The sequence below is a fragment of the Paludibacterium purpuratum genome (assembly GCF_004363805.1).
Taxonomy (GTDB): Bacteria; Pseudomonadota; Gammaproteobacteria; order Burkholderiales; family Chromobacteriaceae; genus Paludibacterium; species Paludibacterium purpuratum.
In genome coordinates, this window is the sequence record NZ_SNZP01000001.1 from 55,483 (window position 1) to 76,649 (window position 21,167).

Below are 21,167 nucleotides of genomic sequence, written 5' to 3' on the forward strand. Positions count from 1 at the left end.
CATCGATGCCATTTTCTCGTCCCTGTGCCATTGTCGACCTCGAAACTACTGGCGGTCATCTTGCTCGCGACCGTATCACCGAGATCGGGATCATCCTGATCGACGGTGAGCGGGTCGAGCGTTTCGAGTCGCTGGTCAATCCCGGCCAACCGATCCCGTCCTTCATCCAGAATATGACCGGCATCAGCGACGCCATGGTGGCGGGCGCACCGGCATTCGGCGAGTTGGCGCAGACGATCCGCCAGCAACTGGCCGGCCGCTTGCTGATCGCGCACAACGTGCGTTTCGATTACGGCGTACTGAAGAACGAATTCAAGCGTGCCGGGCTGCGCCTGCAGAATGAGACGCTGTGCACGGTCAAGCTGTCGCGCAAGTTGTATCCCGAGCATTACAAACACAATCTCGATGCGGTGATGGCGCGCCACGGCATCGTGCTACCCGAGCGGCATCGGGCCTTGGCCGATGCCGAAGCGGTCTATCGTTTCTTGCTGGCCGCCGGTTCGGCGTTGGGGCAGGACGTGCTCGCCAGCGCCGCCGAGGCTTTATTGGCACAGAGCGCGCCGCCTGCCGGCATGGATGTCGAGACCTTCGACGCCTTGCCGGACGTGCCCGGCGTGTTCTGCATCCACGATCGCCAGGGATTGCCGCTTTATGTCGGCCACGACAGCAATCTGCGCCGTGGCGTGCTGGCGCATTTCACGCCGGGACACGGCAAGGCACTCCAGCTCGCGGGCGACGCCGGGCGCATCGAATGGACCGAGACGCTGGGCGAATTCGGCTCGGCGTTGTTGAATATCGTGCTGCTGAAAACCTTGCGCCCGCGGCTCAATCCCAAAGGTCGCATGGCCAGCGAGGTCTGTAGTCTGCGTTTGCAATCGGACGAGGAGGGGATGTTGCGGCCTCAGATCGTCAGCGGCGCCGACTTGCAGGGCGAGGGTTCGACGCGGCACTACGGTCTGTTCCGCACGCCGCGCGACGCCAAGAAGGCGCTCAAGGAGTTGGCCGAGTCGCAAGGCCTGTGTCAGTGGGTGTTGGGGGTGGAGCGGGTCACCAGTCGCAAGGGGCAACCTTGTGACGGGCGCGGGAAAGGCGGTTGTCAGGGTGCTTGCATCGGTCGCGAGCCGGCCTCGGCACACAATGCCCGCTTACTCAAAGCGTTGGAACGGCTGGCTGGGCGCGATTGGCCCTACCCGGGCGCGGTGGCCGTGGTCGAGCGCGACGAGGTCAGCGGCATGGTGCGCGAGCACCATTTCGACCGCTGGTGCTACCTGGGCAGTCGGGATGGCGGGAGCGATGCGCCGCTCAGCGGCCCTGTGTTGATGGATCCGGATGTCGTCAAGCTATTGACGGGATATTTCCGGAAGCCGACGACAGATACGAGCATCCGACTTTCGGAGAACAGCTAGCGGAGCGGGTTGGCGCAATCGCCTTCGGCATTGCGCCAACCCGCCGGCAACGCACCATCCTCCTCACTCGTGCATGGCCAGGAAGCCGCGCAGACGAGTCTCGATGATCCGCGGGTTTTCGCCGTTGGCGATGGCGACGATGCCCTCGACCACCAGCTCCTTCATGGCCACTTCGCCCGAGATGATGTTCTTCAGTTTATTGCCGATCGGCAAGAACAGCAGGTTGGCCGCGCCCACGCCGTACACGGTGGCCACGAAGGCCACGGCGATGCCGGCACCGAGCTTCGATGGGTCGGTCAGGTTTTCCATCACGTGGATCAGGCCGAGCACCGCACCCAGAATCCCCATGGTCGGCGAGTAGCCGCCGGCCGACTCCCAGATCTTGGCCGCCTGGCGGCGAGCATGTTCGAACATGGTGATCTCGACTTCCATCACGCTACGCAGCGTATCCGGTTCGCCGCCATCGACCAGCATCTGTAGCGCTTTGCGGGTAAAGGGGTCGCGTTGCATGTTGACGAAGCCTTCGAGCGACAATAGACCGCCGCGGCGGGCGCTCTGGCTCCAGTTGATCACTTCGCGGATCATGCTTTCATGATTGAATGCCGGCGGTGCGACGACCCAGCGCATCATACGCAGGCCGGTCATGAACTGTTTGGGCGTGCTTTGCAACATGACGGCACTGAGCGTGCCGCCTATGACGATCATAAAGGCGGTCAGCTGCAGCAAAGAACCGACGCTGCCGCCTTCCATAGCTTGGCCGGCGATGATGGCGGAAAAACCGCCGATAATAGCGATTATGCTGATCTTGTCCACGAGCCTGATCCGATATTGTTGGTTTTACTTCTTGCCTGTTTTCTCTTTTTGGCCGCCCAAAGATCGTGAGCAGCCCTTTTTTGCCAGCGTTTTTATATTAAAGCCAGTCTTTCAATTTTGCGCGCAGCCGGACGATCGCCTGGCTGTGCAATTGGCTGACCCTGGACTCCGATACCCCAAGTACCGCGCCGATTTCCTTGAGATTGAGTTCCTGTTCGTAGTAGAGCGCCATCAAAAGTTGGTCGCGCTCCGGCAGCAGTTTGATGCCCTCGATCAGCGATTGGCGGAAATCGTCGTCCGACAAAGTGGCCAGCGGATCCGGGCTGCTGCTGTCGACCAGGTTGCCCAGGCCGCCGAGCGGGTCTCCGTCGTCGTCGGTGAAGTCTTCGTAATGCAGCAGGGTCAAACCCTTGCATTCGCCCAACAGCTCCTGATAGTCGGCCAGCGGCATGGCCATTTCTTCGGCGATTTCCGATTCGATCGGGCTGCGTCCCAGCCGTTGCTCAAGCGTGTTGATCGTTTCTTCGATCTGCTTGGCGTGGCGCCGCGTCTGACGTGGCATCCAGTCTTCGCGACGCAGCTCGTCGAGCATGGCGCCACGCACGCGTTGACTGGCGAAGGTCTCGAATTGCACACCTTGACTCGGGTCGAATTGGCGCGCGGCGTCGATCAAGCCAATGATGCCGACCTGGATCAAATCGTCCAGCTCGATGGATGCGGGCAGGCGCGAAATCAGGATGCCGGCGATCTTCTTCACCATCGGGGCATACTGGGTGATGTCCAGGATCAGGTCGCTGCCATGGGCGTTGGGATGGTAACCCGCCACCACTTTCGAAGGCATTTGGTTGGTCATCAAACAGCTCCCTCGCTTTCCGCCCAGTCGCGTGACGCGGCAATCAGCATATCCATGTAGCCTGTACTACTGTTTGTAGTCTCTGTTGTATGCCATTGTGGCAGCACTGCGGCCAGTTGGGCAAAGGCAATGCTGGATTCGCTTTGCGGAAAAGCTTCGAGCGATGGACGGTGCAAGGCTTGGCTACGCCGGATCGCGCCATCTTCCGGCACGAAACCGACCCAGCGCAGGGCGACCGTCAGAAATTCGCTGGCCACCGACGACAGGCGGGCAAATAGTTCGCGCGCCTCTTCCAGGTGGCGCGCGCGATTGACCAGCACATTGAAGCAGGTTCGGCCATACATCGTCGCCAAGCGTTTGATGGTGGCGTAGGCCATGGTCAGCGACTCCGCCTGCGGCGTCAGCACCAGGATCAGGTTATCCGCCACACAGGCGGGCACCGGGTCGATGGCAGGGTTGGGAACATCGATCAAGAGCGATGTGGCGTCCCGCTCTTGCGCTGCGAACTCGGCGCCGAGCCGCAGCCACAACTGCGAGGAGAACAGGGCGCGTTCTTCCGGCCGGGCGTACAGGTTGACCAGGGTGACCCCCTGGCGCGAGCGGGCGGTCATCTCGGCCAGCCCGCTCATGCTGATGACCTGGGTTTCCAGGGTGGCGGTCGTCGGCACGCCGAGCCGGCGGGCGATTTGTTGGCCCGCGCAGCAATCGATGACCAGCGGCTGACCGCCGGCAAAGGCCACGCCGACGGCTAGTTCGGTGACCAAGGTCGAGGTGCCGACACCTTCCGCGCCGATGAAGGCAAAGCTCGGCGCACGCGTGGGCCGGGCATTGAGCATGCGCAAGCTGGCGGCTTGATCCTGATTCAGCGTCATAGCCAGCCTGCCTGCGCCGAATTGAGGATTTGCAATTCATCGTGTTGCAGGGCGAACGGCGAGTTGGTGTGGGGCGCCTTGAGCGCGCGATCGACCAGGAAGCTGCCGTGCGCGCTGTGCAGATCTTCCGGGACGCGCTGGCCGTTGGTGACATAGCATACCTTGAGGCGGTTGCGGATCACGATGTCCAGGCTGGCGCCGAGCGAAACGCTCTCGTCGATCTTGGACAGAATACAACCCGATAGCCCCTGTCCCTGATAGTTGCGCACCACGTCTTCCAGCGTATGGCCATCGGCATTGGCCGCCATGACCAGGATGCGGTCCACCTGTCGATCCATGGCGGCGAACATGCTGGTTTGAGCCCCGACACGCGCGTCGCGTTGGCCCATGCCGACCGTGTCGATGAAGATGATGTGCCGCGTCGCCAGATCGGCCAAGGTCAGTTGCAGATCGCCCTCGTTCTGGATCGAGAACACCGGCACGCCAAGAATTTTGCCGTAAATGCGCAATTGATCCTGAGCGCCGATCCGGTAGCTGTCGGTCGTGATCAGCGCCACATGCTGCGGGCCGAACTTCATGGTGGCTCGTGCCGCCAGCTTGGCGACGGTGGTGGTTTTACCCACGCCGGTCGGGCCGACCAGCGCGAAGACGCCGCCGCGCTCCATCATTTCGTTATCGGCCTCGACGCAGCGCAGATTGTGCAGCAGCGCCGAGCGCGCCCATTTGAGCGCGGTTTCTCCGTTGTATTGCGACGGCAGCTTTTCGATCAGTTGGCGGATCAAGGTCGAACTCAATCCGGTCGCCAGCAGTTGCTTGAACAACTCGATGCGGTTGGGCGTGCGCCCTTCCATATCGGTCCAGGCGAAGCTGGCGAGCTGGCTTTGCAGCAGACTGCGCAAGAGCTTGATCTCGTCGCCGATTTCCTTCAATTCGCTGGCCATCACCGCCGATTCGGCCGTCGCCTGCGCGACGGTCGTCGTGCGCGGGGGGGCGGTCGGCGCTGCCTGGCGCGTCTGCGGGGCGACAGGGGGCTCGAAGGGGGGCGCTGGCTGGGCGTACTGCTGCGCTGACGCCGGGCGCACGGCCGGCGCTTCCGGCTCGGCGGCGCGGCTTTCCGTGCGCGGCGCCGGCGGTGCCGACAGCGGTTCGACCGGCATGGCGTATGTGCGCGCCAATGCGCGATTGACGGCGGTGCCGTGCGTCGGCGACGGCGCGTTGCGCGGGGGATGACGGCTCGACGAGGTCGACAGAGTCGTTGCCAGATTGGCGACATCGGCATCCGCCACGGCCATGATCTCCACGCCGCCGCCCTGTGTCGGGCGGTTCGACAGGATCAGCGCATCCGCACCCAGTTCTTCGCGAACTTGGCGCAGCGCGTCTCGCGTGGTTTTTCCGAAGTACTTTTTGACCACCATCAGTCGTTAACCCTTATGGCCCCCAATAACGGCAATTATACGAATCGATTTATTATCCGGTATCTCATTATGCGAAATTACTCGCAACTGTGGCAGGGGGCGGCGTAAAAAACGTGCCAGCAACGGCCTGAGCGCCGGCGGCGTCAACAGCACCGGGTTGAACCCTTGCACTTCGGCCTGTTCCGATTCCTGCGCCGCGCTGGCGAGCAAATTCTCCGCCAAGCCCGGCTCCAGACCGCCGCCGGCCTTGGACTGTACCGCTTGCATCAGCACATTTTCCAGTGCCGGGTCGAGTGTCAGTAGCGGCAGTTCGGTCTCGCCCGGGAACAACTGCTGGACGATGACCCTGCCCAGAACGGTCCGCACCGCCGCCGCTAATTCGTCGATATCTTGCGTCGCGCCGATGTGATCGGCCAGGGTTTCCACGATAGACCGCATGTCGCGGATATGGATGCCCTCGCTCAGCAATTGCTGCAGTACCTTCTGCAAGGTGCCGATCGGCACCACCTTGGGCACCAGATCCTCGACCAGCTTGGGCGATTCCTTGGTCAGGTGATTGATCAGCGCCTGGACTTCCTCGCGACCCAATAGTTCGGCGGCGTGGGTATGCAATAGGTTGGAGATATGGGTCGCCACCACGGTGCTGGTATCCACGACCGTATAACCCAGCGCCTGGGCTTCCTCGCGCCTGGCGGTGTCGATCCACACCGCCGGCAGGCCGAAGGCCGGGTCGGTGGTATTCATGCCCGTCATTTCGCCCAGCACTTTGCCGGGGTTGATGGCCAGCATCTGGTTGATGAAGGCCTCGCCGCGGCCGATCTCCACGCCCTTGAGCAGAATGCGGTAGGCATTGGGCTTGATTTCCAGATTGTCGCGAATGTGCACGGCCGGCACCAGGAAACCCAGCTCCTGGGCGATCTTCTTGCGGATGCCGCGGATACGGCGCAATAGCTCGCCGTCCTGATTGCGGTCTACCAGCGGGATCAGGCGGTAGCCGACTTCCAGCCCCAACTGATCCACGTGCTGCACGTCGTTCCAGCTGACTTCGGCCACCGGCTGTTCGCGCGCCACGCGCGAGGCGGCTTCGGCTTTCTGCTCGGCTTGCTGCGCCTGCGCGTGCCGCTTGCTCATCTGGCGCGCCAGCATGCTCAGCATGCCGGCAATCAGCAAGAAGGCGAAGTGCGGCATGTTGGGGATGATGCCGATCATGCCGATCACGCCGGCGGTGATGTTGAGTACGCGCGGTTGGGTGAACAACTGTCCCAACAGCATTTCGGACAGGTCTTTATCCGTGCCGACGCGCGATACCACGATACCGGCGGCGGTCGAGATGATCAGCGCCGGGATCTGCGCCACCAGGCCGTCGCCGATGGTCAGCAGCGTATAGGTGGTGGCCGCCTCGCCGGCGGCCAGGTCGTGTTGTACCACGCCGACGATCAGACCGCCGACGATGTTGATCAGAATGATCATGATGCCGGCCATGGCATCGCCGCGCACGAACTTGGAGGCACCGTCCATGGCGCCGAAGAAGTTGGCTTCCTCGGCGATGGTGGCACGGCGCTTGCGCGCGTCCTCTTCGCCGATCAGGCCGGCGTTCAGGTCGGCGTCGATGGCCATCTGTTTGCCTGGCATGGCATCCAGAGTGAAGCGGGCGCTGACTTCGGCGATACGGCCGGCGCCTTTGGTGATCACCACGAAGTTGATGATGGTGATGATCACGAACACCACGATACCGATGGCGACATTGCCGCCGACCAGGAAGCGGGCGAACGACTCGATGACGTGGCCGGCCGCTGCCGGGCCGGTATGGCCGTTGAGTAGAATCACCCGCGCGGAGGCGACGTTAAGCGATAGGCGCAACAGGGTGGTGATCAGCAATACGGCAGGGAAGGCCGAAAAATCGAGCGGCTTGCGTACATTGATGCCGACGAGCAGAACGATCACCGATACGGCGATATTGAAAGTAAAGAAAATATCGAGCAGCAACGGCGGCAGCGGCAGCACCATCATCGTCAGAATCAGGATGATGAGGATCGGGCCTGCCAGGGCCCCATAATTGAACCGTTTTAGTACATCTAGGAAATTGTCCATACCCGATTATTCGCTCGCGCCAGGCGCCGCATCATGCTGGCGTTTGCTTTGTGGGTCAAGATCCGCGGGGACCTCGATCTGGTCCGGGTAGACCGGCGCCAGGCCGCCGTTGATTTCGTAAAGCTTCAACTGGTGCACATAGGCCAGTACCTGCGCTGCCGCGGCGTAAAGCCGACTCGGGATTTCGTCGCCGGGTTCGGTGTTGAAGTACAGCGCGCGGGCAAAGCTCGGCACGCGCATGATGGCGATGCGGTTTTCCTGCGCCAGGTCGATGATTTTCTCGGCCAGAATCAGCGAGCCCTTGGCCACGACTTGCGGTGCCCGCATGCCTTCCTTGTAGAGCAAGGCGACAGCGTAGTGCGTCGGGTTGGTGACGATGACGTTGGCGGTCGGCACGGCCTGCATCATGCGACGGCGCGCCGCTTCGCGCTGCATCTGGCGGATTTTGCCCTTCACCTCGGGCGAGCCTTCCTGTTCCTTGTATTCTCGCTTGACCTCGTCCTTGGTCATGCGCAGTTTCTTGTGGTAGCTCCACAACTGATAGGGTGCGTCGATCGCCACCAGCAGAATCATGGCGCCGGCGATGATGAAAAAGTTATGGATCATCATATCGACTAGCTTGGCCAGCCCCGATTCGAGGGGCATTTGTCCGATACCGATGATTTCTTGTCGCTGTTTCCACAGAACGGTGGTGGCGACGCCGCCGATCAGCAGCGACTTGAGAATCGCCTTGAGCGCCTCGGTGGCCGAATTGAGCGATACCAGCCGGCCCAAGCCGCTGATCAGGTTGAATTTGCCGAAATTGGGCTCCACCGCCTTGGTGGTGAAATTCCAGCCGCCGATCAGCATGGGGACAAACAGGGCGACGAAAAATAGCGTGCCAAGAATGGGGGCCATCTGCCACAAGGTGCCGAAGATGGCATCCTTGAAGCGTTCCAGCATATTGTCGGGGGAGAGCAGCGCGGCGTGGTCGAAGGTCAGCACGCGCCGGGTCAGATCCATGATGTAATGCGACAGCTTGCCGCCTTGCGACATCAGCATGGCCACGCCGGTCATGGTGAGGGCGAAGGTGGACAGTTCGCGCGAACGCGGAATGTTGCCTTGCGAACGTGCCTCTTCCAACCGTTTACCGGTTGCGGCTTCTGTTCGTTCGAGGTCTGAGTCTTCTGCCATCGTCTCGGTTCAAGGCAATCTATGAATTTTCAACCGGATGTTAGCGTATTTAAGGTGTGAGAAGCTACCTGAATAGCCTATGCATGTAGTCTCGCCGCTAGCGGTTTCGGGTACAATCGAGCGTTATGTCCCTAACCTTCGAGGCACCATGAAACAGTATCTGGATTTGATGCAGCACGTCCTGGCGCATGGCCAGGACAAGTCAGACCGGACCGGCACCGGTACGCGCTCGGTGTTCGGTTATCAGATGCGCTTCGATCTGGGGCAGGGCTTCCCGCTTGTGACCACCAAGAAGCTGCATCTGAAATCCATCGTTCACGAGTTGTTGTGGTTTCTGTCCGGCGATACCAATATCCGCTATTTGAAGGAAAACGGCGTGTCGATCTGGGACGAGTGGGCCGACGAGCATGGCGATCTGGGGCCGGTGTACGGTTACCAGTGGCGCAGTTGGCCGACGCCGGACGGCGGCAAGATCGATCAGATCGCCAAGGTGGTCGAGATGATCCGCAAAAGCCCGGACTCCCGTCGGTTGATCGTTTCGGCCTGGAACCCCGCGCTGGTGGATGAGATGGCGCTGCCGCCTTGTCATTCGCTGTTCCAGTTCTATGTGGCCGACGGCAAGTTGTCCTGCCAGTTGTATCAGCGCTCGGCGGACATCTTCCTTGGCGTGCCGTTCAATATCGCCAGCTACGCGTTGTTGACCATGATGGTGGCGCAGGTGTGCGATCTGCAGCCGGGCGATTTCGTGCACACCTTGGGCGACGCGCACTTGTACAGCAATCATTTCGAGCAGGCGCGCGAGCAGTTGTCGCGCGCGCCTCGGCCGTTGCCGAGCATGCGTCTGAATCCGGCGGTGCGCGATTTGTTCGCCTTCCGCTTCGAGGATTTCGCGCTAGAGGGCTACGAGCCGCATCCGCATATCAAAGCGCCGGTGGCGATATGACGCGGCCGCTATTGACGTTGGTGGCGGCGATGGCCGCCGACCGGGTGATCGGCATCGATAACCGGCTACCTTGGCATCTGCCGGAGGATCTGAAGCATTTCAAGGCGCTGACGCTGGGCAAGCCGGTGATCATGGGGCGCAAGACGTTCGAGTCGATCGGCCGTCCGCTGCCGGGGCGGCGCAACATCGTGGTGACCCGGCAGCCGGATTGGCGTGCCGAGGGCGTGGAGACTGCGCACGGGGTGGAAGAGGCGCTCGATCTGGCGGGCGATGTGGCCGAAGTCTGCTTGATCGGCGGCGCCGAACTCTACGCGCAAGCCTTGTCGCAGGCCGATCGTCTGCTCTTGACCGAGATCGAGCTGGCGGTGGCGGGCGATGCGCGTTTTCCCGAATTCCGAACGCTTGGCTGGCGTGAAGTAATGCGCGAAGCGCAGGTCAGTGCCGACGGCCTGCGCTTCGCTTTTGTCGAGTACCGTAAAGACAGCGCTTAACGCAACGTCCGGCCTTGCAGCGCTTCGGCCGAGGCTTGCGCCAACTCGCTGTAACCCGCACCGAAATCGGTCACCATGCGGTGCAGCCGAGCCTCGTCGCGTTCAATGACGACTTTCAGAAGATCTTCCAGGAACCGGTAAGTGCGCGCGATCTGGGTTTGACCCGCCCGCAAGATGGCGAACAGGCAACGCTGGGTCAGCGGGAACAGATCGTCCAGGGTGTCGCTCAGGTAGCGGTTGTCGGCATAACGATACAGCGTGCGCAGGAAATCCATGCCGTGCTGATAGAAGCCTTGCAGATCGCCTTGGCGTTGGCAGTGATCCATCCGCGTCATCAGTTCGAAGAAACCGGCCAGGTCGTCGTTTTGCCAGTTTTTCGCCAGGTTGCAGACCACGCGGTCGAATAACATCAGCCACAGCTCGAAGAAATCCCTCACATCGTTCGCGGCGATGCTGGCGACCACGGCGCCGCGGCGCGGGAAGATTTCCACCAGGTGTCGCCGCTGCAGAATCAGCAGTGCCTCGCGCACAGAACCGCGGCTGACTTCCAGTTCGGCGGCGATGCGCAGTTCCTGAATGCGCTCGCTGGGTTTCATTTCTCCCAGGATGATGCGTTGTTCCAGATATTGGGCGATTTGTTCGGTCAGCGAATCGTTGGCCTTGAATGACATGTGCGGCTCCTGCATACGCGGATATTTCCTGATGCGATTTGCTTATGATCTATTAAGTAAAATTATATTGTTCGGTTGTCGAACAATGGGCAGTCATTCTACCCGTGTGGCAAGTGATCGGGCGAGCGAAATGACAGGAGAAGTGCGGGGCGGAGGCCGGAATATGATCTGGCGCAAAAGAAGAAGCCGGGCGGCCGTTGGGTGCGGTCGCGAAAATGCCAGTCGGCGTTGACCGACTGGCATTCGGGGGGGGGCTCCAGACGTCTGCCGAGCCTTAGCTGCGCCGCGTGGCGACCAGATAGTTGACGTCGGTGCTGCCGCCGAGCGAATACACTTTGCTGAGCGGGTTGTAGTGCATGCCGGTGAACTCCGCCGGTTCCAGGTCGTGCGGACGCAGCATGCGCGACAGTTCGGAGGGTTTGATGAAGCGCTGGTACTCGTGTGTGCCGCGCGGCAGCATGCCCAGCAGGTATTCGGCGCCGATGATGGCCTGCAGATAGGCCTTCGGATTGCGGTTGAGGGTGGAGAAGAACACCCAGCCGCCGGGTTTGACCAATTGGGCGCAACTGGCGACGACACTGGCCGGGTCGGGGACGTGCTCCAACATTTCCATGCAGGTGACCACGTCATAGTGCGCCGGTTCGTTGGCCGCCAGCTCCTCGACCGGCACGCAGCGGTACTCGACCGCGACGCCCGACTCCAGGCTGTGTAGTTGCGCGACCTTGAGCGACTTCTTCGCCAAGTCGATGCCGCATACCTCGGCGCCCGCCACCGCCATGCTCTCGGCCAGGATGCCGCCGCCGCAACCGACGTCCAGCACCTTCTTGCCGGCAAGCCCAGCGTGACGATCGATAAATGCCAGTCGCAACGGGTTGATTTCGTGCAGCGGCTTGAATTCGCTTTCGCGATCCCACCACTTGTGCGCGAGCTCGCTGAATTTCGCGAGTTCGCTCTCGTCGACGTTGATATCCATGCTTATTTCGCACTCACGATACGGTGGCGCCAGTCTTCGGCCTTGGCCTTCAGGGCGCCTTCATCCAGGGTTTGCAGTTTACGCTCGTTCATCAGCGCCTGACCTTTGACCCAAACATGGCTGACCTGTTCGCGGCCGGCGGCATACACGACGTGCGAGATCGGATCGAAGGTCGGGGCGGTTTCCAGCGCCGACATGTCGATGGCGATCACGTCCGCCTGCTTGCCGGCCTTGAGGCTGCCGGTGCGGTCGTCGATGCCGAGTGCCTTGGCGCCGTTGAGCGTCGCCATGCGCAATGCGGTGGCGGCCGGCACCGCGGTCGGATCGAGCGTGCCGACTTTGGCCAGCAGGGCGGCCAGACGGGTTTCGGCCAACATGTCCAGTTTATTGTTGGAGGCGGCACCATCGGTGCCGATGCCGACATTGACGCCGGCGGCCAGCATCTGGGCGACCGGGGCAATGCCCGAGGCCAGCTTCATATTGGACGACGGGTTGTGCGCCACCGAAACGCCGTGGCTCGCGGCCAGGGCGATTTCCTCCGGCGACAGATGCACCATATGCGCGGCGATCAGGCGCGGCGACAACAGCCCCAGCGCCTTGAGACGGGCCAAAGGCCGCTGGTGGTGTTCCTTGACGCCATTTTCCACTTCGACGCCGGTTTCGTGGATGTGGCAGTGAATCAACATGTCTTCTTGTTCGGCCAGGGTCACCACCTTGCGGAAGGTATCGTCGCCGACCGTGTAGGGCGCATGCGGTGCCAGGGTGAAGGTGACCAGATCTTCGCCGAGGAATTCGCGCCGCTCGGCCAGCGCCTTGCTGATGTAGTCGTCGGCGTTCACGGCATAGTTGGTGGGGAATTCCAGAATCGAACAGCCGACGAAGGTGCGCATGCCGGCGGCTAGCCCCGCGCGCGCCATAGCGCCGTGGAAGAAATACATATCGTTGATGGTGGTGGTGCCGCAGCGGATCATTTCCGCCATGGCAAGCATTGCGCCGTCGAAGACGAAGTCGTCGCGCACATGCTTGCCTTCGGTCGGCCAGATATGGCCGGTCAGCCAATCCATCAGCGCCAGATCGTCGGCCATGCCGCGCAACAGGCTCATGGCGGAGTGACCGTGCAGATTGATCAGACCGGGCATCAGTACATGGCTGTCGAGCTTCACATGGCGGACTGCGTCAAGCGTGGCGGCCTGCGCGGCCGGAAGAATGGCTTCGATGACGCCATTGCGGATGGCTAGTGCATGGTTCTCCAGCACTTCACCATCGTTCTCGACAGTGATTATCCAGCGTGCTGTCAGCACAAGGTCATAAGTCTTGCCCGCCATGGTATCGATCCCGAATGGAAAAATGAATCGATTGTAGGCATTCGACCCAGGCAAGGCAATCTAATGTCTTGTCATTAAGTAAGTAAATTCCTAAGTTTGAGAAATTTCCCGAATCATAATAAAAAGACATAACATCTGAGTGAGGTAAATAATGATGTACGTGTATACTTCACGCAAAGATGATCGACATAATTTCCCATCCAGGTTTTTCTTGATGATTTGGACGGACTGAGATCGCATGACAACGTCGAACGCTAAAGCCGGTTTTGCTGCCGTACTTTCGTTGCGCACTGTATTTCTGATTGCGGTCCTGTTGGGTGTGCTGATTCCCGCCATGCTGAGCGGCGCATTGACGCTGAATCTGCAACGCGAAGCGGCCACCACGGATCTCTCCACCGATCAGCGGCGCGTACTGGACATCCTTGCGCTTGGCATGCAGGAGCCCTTGTGGAACCTCAGCCGGCAATCGGGCGCACCGCTTATCGAATCGGTGATGGACGACCCGCGCGTGGTGTCGATCCGCGTCACCGATACCCAATCGAACACCGTCTTCCTCTCGGCGTTGCGCAGCGAGCGACGCATCGGTTCGGTCTCCGTGCTGCAAAAGCCGGTGATCTACCGCGGCGAGGAAATCGGTCAGGTCACCATCGAATTCGATACCGAGCATCTGGCCAATCAGCTCAAGAGCGATCTACAGCGCATGCTGGGGACGTTGCTGGCGCAGATCGTGTTCTCGATGCTGTTGATCATGGCGATCCTGCACTCGCGCTTCCTGCGCCCCATCCGCGAACTGACGCACCAAGCCACCCAACTGGCCGAGCTCAAGCTGGACAGCCACTTCCTCTGGGAGCGTAGCGATGAGATCGGCCGTCTGGGGCGCCACCTCGAATGGACCCGCTCCGAACTCAAACGCCTGTTCGACGAATTGCGCGCCAAGACCATCGCCCTGGAAGCGGACATCGCCCGCCGGCGCGAGATGGAAGAAGCGCTGCGCCGCTCGGAAAACAAATACCGCGAACTGTTTTGGTCCAATCTGGACGGCATCGTCATCAGTTCGCTCGACGGCCAGGTGATCGATGCCAATCCGGCCTTCCTCAATCTGATGTGCTACAACCTGGATCAGCTCAAGCTGCAAAACTTCTGGTCGTTGGTGGCGCAAGAGAGCGAGGCGCTGGAGCATTTCAACCTGGACAACAAGGTGTTGCGCTTCGGTTACTGCGACGAGTTCGAGGCCACCTACCTGAACCGTTTCGGCAATGCGGTGCCGGTCAGTGTCAAGACGGTGGCGATGCGCGATTCGATGGGGCGCATCAACGCGGTATGGCGCATGGTGCGCGACATCTCGGAACGCCGCAGTGCCGAGGAGCGTATGCAACTGGCGGCCAAGGTGTTCGAAAACACCACCGAAGGCATCATGATCACCGACACCGACCTGCGCATCCGCATCGTCAACCGCGCCTTCAGCGATATCACCGGCTATAGCCAGCAGGAGGTGCTGGGCCAAAAACCGAGCATCCTATCCTCCGGGCGCCACGACGCGGCCTTCTATGCCCAGATGTGGCAGCAACTGGGCAGTCAGGGCTTCTGGCAGGGCGAAGTCTGGAACCGGCGCAAGAACGGCGAGATTTATCCCGAGTGGCTGGCGATCAATGTGGTCAAGAGTCCGCTGGGCGAATTGACACACTATGTGGCGATTTTCAGCGACCAGACAGAGCGTCGCGCCGCCGACGAGCGCATCCAATTCCTGGCGCATTTCGATGTCCTGACCAATCTGCCCAACCGCGCGCTGATGCAGGATCGTACCGAGCTTGCCATTGCCGCAGCCTCCCGCGACAACCTCCATCTAGCCTTGTTGTTGCTGGATCTCGATCGCTTCAAGACCATCAACGAGTCGTTGGGGCACTCGGCGGGCGACACGCTGCTGCAGGTGGCCGCCGACCGTATCAAGTCGGTGCTGGCGCCAGGGCAGATGGTGGCGCGCCAAGGCGGCGACGAGTTCATCATCATGCTGCCGGCGATCGGCGACCCGAGCGAGGCCGCGATGGTTGCCGAACGCATCATCCATGCCTTCGCCCCGTCGGTCGATCTGCATAACCATTCGATCAGCATCACGCCGTCGATCGGCATCAGCATCTATCCGGAGGATGGACGCGATTTCGATATGCTGGTGCGCAATGCCGACGCGGCGATGTATCACGCCAAGTCGTTCGGTCGCAATAGCTTCAAGTTTTATACCGCCGACCTCAACGCCCGCGCGCACGAAATTCTGGCGATCGAGAGTCAGTTGCGTTTTGCGTTGGATCGCAACGAATTTCTGCTGCACTACCAGCCACAAGTCGATATGCGTACCGGGCGCATCGTCGGCGCCGAGGCGTTGATTCGCTGGAATCATGCCGCACTCGGCCTGCTCGGACCGAATCGTTTCATCGATGTTGCCGAGGAACGCGGGTTCATCGTGCAATTGGGTAACTGGGTGATTCGCGAAGCCTGCCGTCAATTGGCTGCCTGGAATGCCGCCGGATTGCCGGAAATTTCGCTGGCGATCAATCTGTCGGCGCTACAGTTCCGCCAGGCCGACCTGGTGGCGACCCTGGAGCGGGCGGTGTCCGCCAACGGCCTGCCGGGCCGGGCGCTGGACATCGAAGTGACCGAGAGCGTGGTGATGGAAGATGTCGAGGCGACCGTGCAGACGATCGGCGCCATCAAACGCATGGGCATGCAACTCTCTATCGACGATTTCGGTACCGGTTATTCCAGCCTGTCTTACCTCAAGCGTTTCAAGGCCGACAAGTTGAAGATCGACCGCTCCTTTGTGCAGGATATCCCGGGCGACAGCGACGACAGTGAAATCGCCAAGGCGGTGATCAACATCGCGCAGACACTGAATATGAAAGTGGTGGCCGAAGGGGTGGAAACCATCGAACAGTGGCAGTTCCTGCTGGCAGAAGGGTGCGACTTGGTGCAGGGCTACCTGCTGGCCAAGCCGATGCCGGCGGCCGAGTTCGCCCAGTTGCTGAGCCAGGGGGTGCTGCTGCCGGCGTAGAGGCCTTGGGCGCTCGTCAGACAACCTCTACGCGGTTGCGCCCGAGATCCTTGGCGCGGTACAGCGCCTCGTCGGTGCGGGCGAGTACTTGATCCGGGTTTTTATCGTCTGCCCGCAGTTCGGTCATGCCCAGGCTGATGCTGAAGCAGATCTGCTGGTCGCCGATCTGCAGCGGGTGTTCGGCGACCCATACACGCAATTGTTCGCCCAATTCGCGGGCGCCGGCCAGTGCCGTATCCGGCATCAGGATGGCAAATTCCTCTCCCCCCAATCTTCCCAACAGATCGGTTGCCCGCAGTCGTTGCAGGCAGGTCTGGCTGAAATACCGCAGCACAGCGTCGCCGCTACTGTGACCCCAGCGGTCGTTGATGAGCTTGAAGTGATCGAAGTCGAGCATCAGGCAGCAGGCCGGCGTGCCATAGCGCCGCACCCGGGCCAGTTCTTGTTGCATGCGTTCCAGGAACGGGCGGCGATTGGCGACACCGGTGAGCGGATCGGTATTGGCCAGCCGCAGCAGTTCTTCTTCGATGCGTAGGGTTTCCGTGATGTCGTTGATGTGAGCGACGAAATACAGCGGCACTCCCTGCGGGTCGCGTACCAGCGAGATGGCGACGCGACAGTGCAGGAAGTGGCCGGCTTTGTGCAGGTAGCGTTTCTCGATTTCGCCATGCGGTAAATCGTTTCGCAGGATTTTCCGGATCAGGGCCATGACGCGTGCGCGATCTTGCGGATGGGTGATGCTTTCGATGCTGCGGCCTTCCAGCTCGGGGTGCTGGTAGCCGAACAATTGGCTGCCATGGGGATTGATGCGCAAGATGTTGCCGCCGATGTCGATCATCGCCATGCCGACAGTGGCCTGTTCGAAAGCCAGACGGAAGCGTTCTTCGCTCGCCCACAGCAATTGTTCCGCCGCCTTGCGCGCAGTGATGTCGGTGGCGATCAGTCCGGTGGCGTACAGCGTGCCGAGGAAATCGTGGATCGGAAATTTGACCGATAGGAAATGCCGCGTTTGGCCGTCTACCTGCACGATTTCCTCGATGGTCAGTGCCATGTTGTCGTGCTGAACGCGCAGATCGTTGGCACGAAACTGCGCGGCGGTGTCTGCCGGGAACAGCTCGGCGTCGGTGCGGCCGAGGTAGTGCTCCTGCGGCAAATGGAATAGCTGGCTGTATTTGGTATTGACATAGAGGTAGCGCCCAGCCAGATCCTTGACGCCCACAACATTGTTGGAGTTGTCGGCAATGGCCCGAAACAACGCAGCCTGTTGGTCGGCATTGAGTGTCTGTGTCGTTTGACTCTTCGGTGGCGGCATGTCCGGATGTCTCTGGGAGGCATTATCCATGCTGGCAGTATAGGAAACGCCCGCTACGTTACAGCGTTATGCGATGCCTTATCTGCTCTAAAGTCTGCTCAAGCCTGGCGGCCAGCTCGACAATGCATTGTGCCAATTCGGGCGCATCCAGCTTGGCTGCCTGCTCGGCGCTCTGACTCAAGGTCTGCAGCTCGTGTGCCGCAATGCTGCCGGCCATCCCCTTGAGGCCGTGTGTGAGTCCCGCCAGGGCGCGGGTGTCCTGGCGAGACAATGCCTGGCGCAGTTGGTTGGGTAGCCCGCTATTGCTGATGAGAAAAACGTTCAGCAGTTGATCGACGAAAGCCGGGTTGCGGGCGTAGCGGCTAGCCAATTCGCCCCACGGGTCGACCGCACTGCCCGGTTCCTGTTGCGTTGCCGCGACCGGAAGGGGCGGGCCGCCGGGGCGGACGTGGCGCAGAATGCACAGCACGAGCAAATCCCGGTCGAACGGTTTGGTAATGTGGTCGACCATATGGGCTGCCAGGCATTTGGCCCGATCCTCGGCCATGGCATAAGCACTTTGACCGATGATCGGTAGCCCAGGCACCAGCGCATGCAACTGGCGAGCGGCTTCGAAACCGTCCATCACCGGCATCTGGATGTCCATCAGGACCAGGTCGAAGCGGTCGGCGCCGCATTGTCGCAGCCGATCGACCACCTCTCGGCCATTTTCCGCCATCTCGACGTGCGCACCTTCCGCGCTCAGCATCTCCTCCAGCACCATTTGATTGACGCGGCAATCCTCCGCCGCCAGGATCGTCAACCCTTCGAGGCGGCGGTGCGGCGCCGGCTGCCTGGTGTCGTCGGGCAGTGCGCTATCCGGTGCGGTATTGGAGGAGGGCGTGGTCATTGGATAAGTGGGGTGTTTGCTGGTTATTCATTTTGAATATAGGCGCAATCCGGCGTTTGTCATTCTAGACGTCGCCGCGAAAAAAAACGGCCGCCGATTCATCGGCGGCCGGTTGCCAGCATCGTGATGCCTGGGTGGGCGATCTGTCAGCCAAGCGCCAGAGCGTTGGTCAGGTCCCCCGGGCCGTGCGTACCTAGGGCCGCGAAGGCCTCGTCGCGAATCCGGATGCCTTCGAGTTTAGGCAGGCCATGTACTCGGGTGATCAGGCGCAAGATCGAGGTCGTGTCGTAGAAGGTATGGTCGACATGCCCCTTGCGCGCGAACGGCGAGACGACGATGGCCGGAATACGCGAGCCAGGGCCGAAGCGGTCGCCTTTCGGCGGCGCCACATGATCCCACCAGCCACCGTTCTCGTCGTAGGTAATCACGACCACCATATGTTTCCACTGCGGGCTCTTCTTCAGGTAAGCCAGCACGTTGGCGACGTGGCGGTCGCCGGATTCGACATCCGAGTAGCCGGCATGCAGGTTGAGGTTGCCCTGTGGTTTGTAGAACGATACCGGCGGCAATTTCCCCGCTTCGATATCGGCCAGGAAGTGGTTGGAGATCGGGCTGTCGCCCAGGCCGGCGTCGCGCAGGTGTTTGGCGCGCTCGGCGGTGCCCGGGGCAAAGCGTTCGAAGTAGTTGAACGGTTGATGATGGTACTGGAAGTTCGGTGCGTCGGCACCGCCCTTGCCATCCAGCGCAGCTTGCCAGGCGCCGCTGTACCAGGCCCAGTCGACACCCTGGCGCGACAGCAAATCGCCGATGGTATCGTGGGTTTGCGGCGGCAGGGTGCTGGGATTCTGTGGATCGGCCCGTAGCGGATCTCCGCCAGCGGCCGGCGGAATGTAGCTTGGCTGGAAGGGCGGCGCCATGGTGTTGACGGCGTAGCCATCCGGCGAGATGGCGCCATTGTTGACGTACTTGGGCTGCCCGTTCAGCGCCGAGGCCGGGCAGTCGGCCGCCAGTTTCAGCTGCGTGCCTGTCGGGCCGTCATCCAGTACCGCGATCTTGCTTTTGGCCGGGCTGTTCTCGGCATTGGGGTAGAACGGCGCGCGGGCGCAGGCCAGGAATTGGTGGTTGAGGAACGAACCGCCGAAGGCTGCCATGAAGAAGTTATCGCACAGGGTGTATTCCTGGGCGATTTGCCATTGGTTGAGATGCTTGGCGGTTTCGGCGTAGTAGCCCATCGGCAAGGCGCCCGAGTCGGCCCAGGCGACAAAGCCATCATTTTTGCCGCCGTTGATCTGTCGCTGGTTCTGGTAGAACAAGTGCCACAGATCGCGGGTGATGACGGCTTCCGGCAGGAGTTTGCCTTCGGCATCCTTGAGCGGGAACGGCGCGTTGGCAAGCCCGGTGATCTTGTCCTCGCCGATCATGTAGTACTTGCCGGCGACTGTCTGCCCCTTTTGAACCAGGCCGCCCCAGATCTTCGGCAAGGTGGCGAGCGGGGTGACGCCGTCGCGATCCTTTTGGCGGTAGCTTTCGGGCGGTACGGCCGATAGCGGATGGCGCACACCGGGGAAGTTGCCGAACAGATTGTTGAAACTGCGGTTTTCCAGGTAGATGACGACGATGTTTTTGACGTGCGCTTTGAGCTGTTTGTCGAGCGCGCCGCCGGTCAGATGCAGGGGAGTGGCGCTGGGCGCGGCCTCGGCGCCTTGCGGCCAGACACCTGGCATGACGCTGGCTACGCCAAGCGCGGCGGCGGCTTCGAACAGTTTGCGTCGCGACGGATCGACGGGCTGTTCGGTGGACGGGGCTTGATCTTCTGACTTCGATGTCATTGCATGGACTCCGCGTTTACCAAGTTGGCAATTGTGTGATTATGCCACTCCACTATTAAATAGTCCCATGGCAAGTAATTTGAAATAATTGGCAAAAGTTTAATTCGCTTTGATTACAGTAATCTGTACACGCGGTGCTTGTGGTATTTGAGCCAATGCTAAATCTTTCGGGAAGGCCGGCTTGGACGCAACGGAGGGGGCCGGCCGAGAATCCGGGCGGCGGATTTATGCGGTTTTTATATTGAAGTTTCTATGATGATCTGGTCGCTGCTTTATGCGGCATGATCAGGAGAAGGCCATGGGCCTTTATATTCATTTGCTCAATCACACGATGCAGGACAAACGGCCATCGGTGTCGGATGAAGTTCCGGCGAACGCCTGGGCGCTTCGTCAACGTATCCTGCTGGCGCGTTATCTGGCGTTTACCCGTCCAAGGCGTGTGGGGCTTCTCCGATGGTGGCGCGAGCGATTCCGCCAGGTGTTGGCGGCGAAGTGAGGAGGGTAGTTTCATTGACGCTTGGGCCCCGTTCGGGGCTTTTTTTATGGCATTCATTCCCCAGTTGGAGCGGCTGTTGGGTGGATTCGTCGGAGGCAATCCACCAGGCCATCGCACGTTAAGTGCGATGCTTCGCGACCGCACCCTATCGCCGTGCCTACATGGTCAGGTTCGTTGTTATGGGCTGTCGTATAAATATATGTTTTTAGTATTGTTTTTTGATTTTTGCTACTGGTAAAGCGATACGGTTTGCATGGTTTGCCGCACATAATTTTTTGACATAGTGTTTGAGAACCGTTCTCGCTTGGACGGTTTCCCTCCACGTTGTTTTCTTGTGATAAAGGGTTCTCATCATGACAACCAAACCCGCAGTGGATCTCACCAATGCCAGCAATGAAGATCTGAAGCAAATCCACAACGCAGTGCTGCAACAACTGACGACACGCGCCATGAATCCGGCCACGCTGGCGGATGGTTACGATCGACACGGTAGCGGGCACTCTCGCTCCGGCGGCAACCCGACGATTCAGCAGCAGGTCACCAACGTCGCGCGCGGAGGCTGAATCGTGAAC

The 21,167-nt window shown here is 60.7% G+C and carries 18 protein-coding genes; 6 read left to right on the forward strand and 12 right to left on the reverse strand.

All coding sequences use genetic code 11. The features are described 5' to 3' along the window. Nucleotides 1-5: 5 nt before the first annotated feature. Nucleotides 6-1,406 (forward strand): exonuclease domain-containing protein, encoded by a 1,401-nt coding sequence (locus tag DFP86_RS00255; RefSeq protein WP_133677994.1) that lies wholly within the window; start codon nt 6-8, stop codon nt 1,404-1,406. Nucleotides 1,407-1,469: 63 nt separating this feature from the next. On the opposite strand, the gene DFP86_RS00260 is transcribed toward DFP86_RS00255, so the two are convergent. The 6 genes from DFP86_RS00260 to flhB form a co-directional block, all read right to left on the reverse strand. After that, nucleotides 1,470-2,219, reverse strand: coding sequence for a flagellar motor protein (locus DFP86_RS00260; RefSeq protein ID WP_133677995.1), 750 nt, complete (start codon nt 2,217-2,219; stop codon nt 1,470-1,472). A 97-nt stretch (nt 2,220-2,316) separates the two neighbouring features. Then, complete coding sequence (locus DFP86_RS00265) at nt 2,317-3,072, reverse strand: RNA polymerase sigma factor FliA (protein WP_279526880.1); 756 nt, start codon at nt 3,070-3,072, stop codon at nt 2,317-2,319. Further along, on the reverse strand, nt 3,072-3,944 hold the full coding sequence (locus DFP86_RS00270; RefSeq protein ID WP_133677996.1) for a MinD/ParA family ATP-binding protein: 873 nt from the start codon (nt 3,942-3,944) through the stop codon (nt 3,072-3,074). Before DFP86_RS00270 ends, DFP86_RS00265 begins: the two co-directional genes overlap by 1 nt. Then, nucleotides 3,941-5,359: a flagellar biosynthesis GTPase FlhF gene (gene flhF / locus DFP86_RS00275; RefSeq protein ID WP_133677997.1), complete on the reverse strand. Its 1,419-nt coding sequence runs from the start codon at nt 5,357-5,359 to the stop codon at nt 3,941-3,943. The genes DFP86_RS00270 and flhF overlap by 4 nt, the downstream gene beginning before the upstream one ends. A 6-nt stretch (nt 5,360-5,365) precedes the next feature. After that, nucleotides 5,366-7,450 carry a flagellar biosynthesis protein FlhA gene (gene flhA, locus DFP86_RS00280; protein WP_133677998.1) on the reverse strand — a complete coding sequence of 695 codons (2,085 nt, stop codon included), beginning with the start codon at nt 7,448-7,450 and terminating at the stop codon, nt 5,366-5,368. Between the two features lie 6 nt (nt 7,451-7,456). Continuing rightward, entirely contained in the window at nt 7,457-8,623 is a 1,167-nt protein-coding gene (gene flhB / locus DFP86_RS00285) for a flagellar biosynthesis protein FlhB (protein ID WP_133677999.1), read from the reverse strand. Between the two features lie 148 nt (nt 8,624-8,771). Between flhB and DFP86_RS00290 the strand changes: the two genes are divergently transcribed. Both DFP86_RS00290 and DFP86_RS00295 read left to right on the forward strand, forming a co-directional pair. Further along, entirely contained in the window at nt 8,772-9,566 is a 795-nt protein-coding gene (locus DFP86_RS00290) for a thymidylate synthase (RefSeq protein WP_133678000.1), read from the forward strand. Then, entirely contained in the window at nt 9,563-10,057 is a 495-nt protein-coding gene (locus DFP86_RS00295) for a dihydrofolate reductase (protein ID WP_133678001.1), read from the forward strand. The genes DFP86_RS00290 and DFP86_RS00295 overlap by 4 nt, the downstream gene beginning before the upstream one ends. Here the strand turns inward: DFP86_RS00295 and DFP86_RS00300 are convergent. From DFP86_RS00300 to DFP86_RS00310, 3 genes are all read right to left on the reverse strand, one after another. Continuing rightward, entirely contained in the window at nt 10,054-10,728 is a 675-nt protein-coding gene (locus DFP86_RS00300; RefSeq protein ID WP_133678002.1) for a GntR family transcriptional regulator, read from the reverse strand. The two genes, DFP86_RS00295 and DFP86_RS00300, sit on opposite strands and share 4 nt — an antisense overlap. Nucleotides 10,729-11,002: 274 nt before the next feature. After that, nucleotides 11,003-11,701 carry a bifunctional 2-polyprenyl-6-hydroxyphenol methylase/3-demethylubiquinol 3-O-methyltransferase UbiG gene (gene ubiG, locus DFP86_RS00305; protein WP_133678003.1) on the reverse strand — a complete coding sequence of 233 codons (699 nt, stop codon included), beginning with the start codon at nt 11,699-11,701 and terminating at the stop codon, nt 11,003-11,005. A gap of 2 nt (nt 11,702-11,703) precedes the next feature. Further along, entirely contained in the window at nt 11,704-13,026 is a 1,323-nt protein-coding gene (locus tag DFP86_RS00310) for a TRZ/ATZ family hydrolase (RefSeq protein WP_133678004.1), read from the reverse strand. Nucleotides 13,027-13,264: 238 nt separating this feature from the next. On the opposite strand from DFP86_RS00310, the gene DFP86_RS00315 reads away from it, so the two are divergent. Then, complete coding sequence (locus tag DFP86_RS00315; RefSeq protein WP_133678005.1) at nt 13,265-16,069, forward strand: EAL domain-containing protein; 2,805 nt, start codon at nt 13,265-13,267, stop codon at nt 16,067-16,069. Between the two features lie 16 nt (nt 16,070-16,085). Here DFP86_RS00315 and DFP86_RS00320 read toward each other — a convergent pair whose 3' ends face one another. The 3 genes from DFP86_RS00320 to DFP86_RS00330 form a co-directional block, all read right to left on the reverse strand. Beyond that, on the reverse strand, nt 16,086-17,381 hold the full coding sequence (locus tag DFP86_RS00320; RefSeq protein WP_166642098.1) for a sensor domain-containing diguanylate cyclase: 1,296 nt from the start codon (nt 17,379-17,381) through the stop codon (nt 16,086-16,088). Between the two features lie 58 nt (nt 17,382-17,439). Beyond that, nucleotides 17,440-18,270, reverse strand: coding sequence for a response regulator (locus DFP86_RS00325; RefSeq protein ID WP_133678007.1), 831 nt, complete (start codon nt 18,268-18,270; stop codon nt 17,440-17,442). Nucleotides 18,271-18,416: 146 nt separating this feature from the next. Next, nucleotides 18,417-20,099: an acid phosphatase gene (locus tag DFP86_RS00330; protein ID WP_133678008.1), complete on the reverse strand. Its 1,683-nt coding sequence runs from the start codon at nt 20,097-20,099 to the stop codon at nt 18,417-18,419. A gap of 298 nt (nt 20,100-20,397) precedes the next feature. Between DFP86_RS00330 and DFP86_RS00335 the strand changes: the two genes are divergently transcribed. After that, nucleotides 20,398-20,595 (forward strand): hypothetical protein, encoded by a 198-nt coding sequence (locus DFP86_RS00335; protein WP_133678009.1) that lies wholly within the window; start codon nt 20,398-20,400, stop codon nt 20,593-20,595. A gap of 353 nt (nt 20,596-20,948) precedes the next feature. Next, complete coding sequence (locus DFP86_RS00340) at nt 20,949-21,158, forward strand: hypothetical protein (protein WP_133678010.1); 210 nt, start codon at nt 20,949-20,951, stop codon at nt 21,156-21,158. The last annotated feature ends 9 nt before the right edge of the window (nt 21,159-21,167 follow it).

Bases quoted from the DNA above. Each gene is read 5' to 3' on its own strand.
- DFP86_RS00300 (WP_133678002.1), bottom strand. From the start codon at position 10,728: ATGTCATTCAAGGCCAACGATTCGCTGACCGAACAAATCGCCCAATAT.
- DFP86_RS00265 (WP_279526880.1), bottom strand. From the start codon at position 3,072: ATGACCAACCAAATGCCTTCGAAAGTGGTGGCGGGTTACCATCCCAAC.
- flhB (WP_133677999.1), bottom strand. From the start codon at position 8,623: ATGGCAGAAGACTCAGACCTCGAACGAACAGAAGCCGCAACCGGTAAA.
- DFP86_RS00335 (WP_133678009.1), top strand. From the start codon at position 20,398: ATGGGCCTTTATATTCATTTGCTCAATCACACGATGCAGGACAAACGG.
- DFP86_RS00340 (WP_133678010.1), top strand. From the start codon at position 20,949: ATGACAACCAAACCCGCAGTGGATCTCACCAATGCCAGCAATGAAGAT.
- ubiG (WP_133678003.1), bottom strand. From the start codon at position 11,701: ATGGATATCAACGTCGACGAGAGCGAACTCGCGAAATTCAGCGAGCTC.
- DFP86_RS00255 (WP_133677994.1), top strand. From the start codon at position 6: ATGCCATTTTCTCGTCCCTGTGCCATTGTCGACCTCGAAACTACTGGC.
- DFP86_RS00290 (WP_133678000.1), top strand. From the start codon at position 8,772: ATGAAACAGTATCTGGATTTGATGCAGCACGTCCTGGCGCATGGCCAG.
- DFP86_RS00330 (WP_133678008.1), bottom strand. From the start codon at position 20,099: ATGACATCGAAGTCAGAAGATCAAGCCCCGTCCACCGAACAGCCCGTC.
- DFP86_RS00315 (WP_133678005.1), top strand. From the start codon at position 13,265: ATGACAACGTCGAACGCTAAAGCCGGTTTTGCTGCCGTACTTTCGTTG.
- flhA (WP_133677998.1), bottom strand. From the start codon at position 7,450: ATGGACAATTTCCTAGATGTACTAAAACGGTTCAATTATGGGGCCCTG.
- DFP86_RS00320 (WP_166642098.1), bottom strand. From the start codon at position 17,381: ATGCCGCCACCGAAGAGTCAAACGACACAGACACTCAATGCCGACCAA.
- flhF (WP_133677997.1), bottom strand. From the start codon at position 5,359: ATGGTGGTCAAAAAGTACTTCGGAAAAACCACGCGAGACGCGCTGCGC.
- DFP86_RS00270 (WP_133677996.1), bottom strand. From the start codon at position 3,944: ATGACGCTGAATCAGGATCAAGCCGCCAGCTTGCGCATGCTCAATGCC.
- DFP86_RS00325 (WP_133678007.1), bottom strand. From the start codon at position 18,270: ATGACCACGCCCTCCTCCAATACCGCACCGGATAGCGCACTGCCCGAC.
- DFP86_RS00310 (WP_133678004.1), bottom strand. From the start codon at position 13,026: ATGGCGGGCAAGACTTATGACCTTGTGCTGACAGCACGCTGGATAATC.
- DFP86_RS00295 (WP_133678001.1), top strand. From the start codon at position 9,563: ATGACGCGGCCGCTATTGACGTTGGTGGCGGCGATGGCCGCCGACCGG.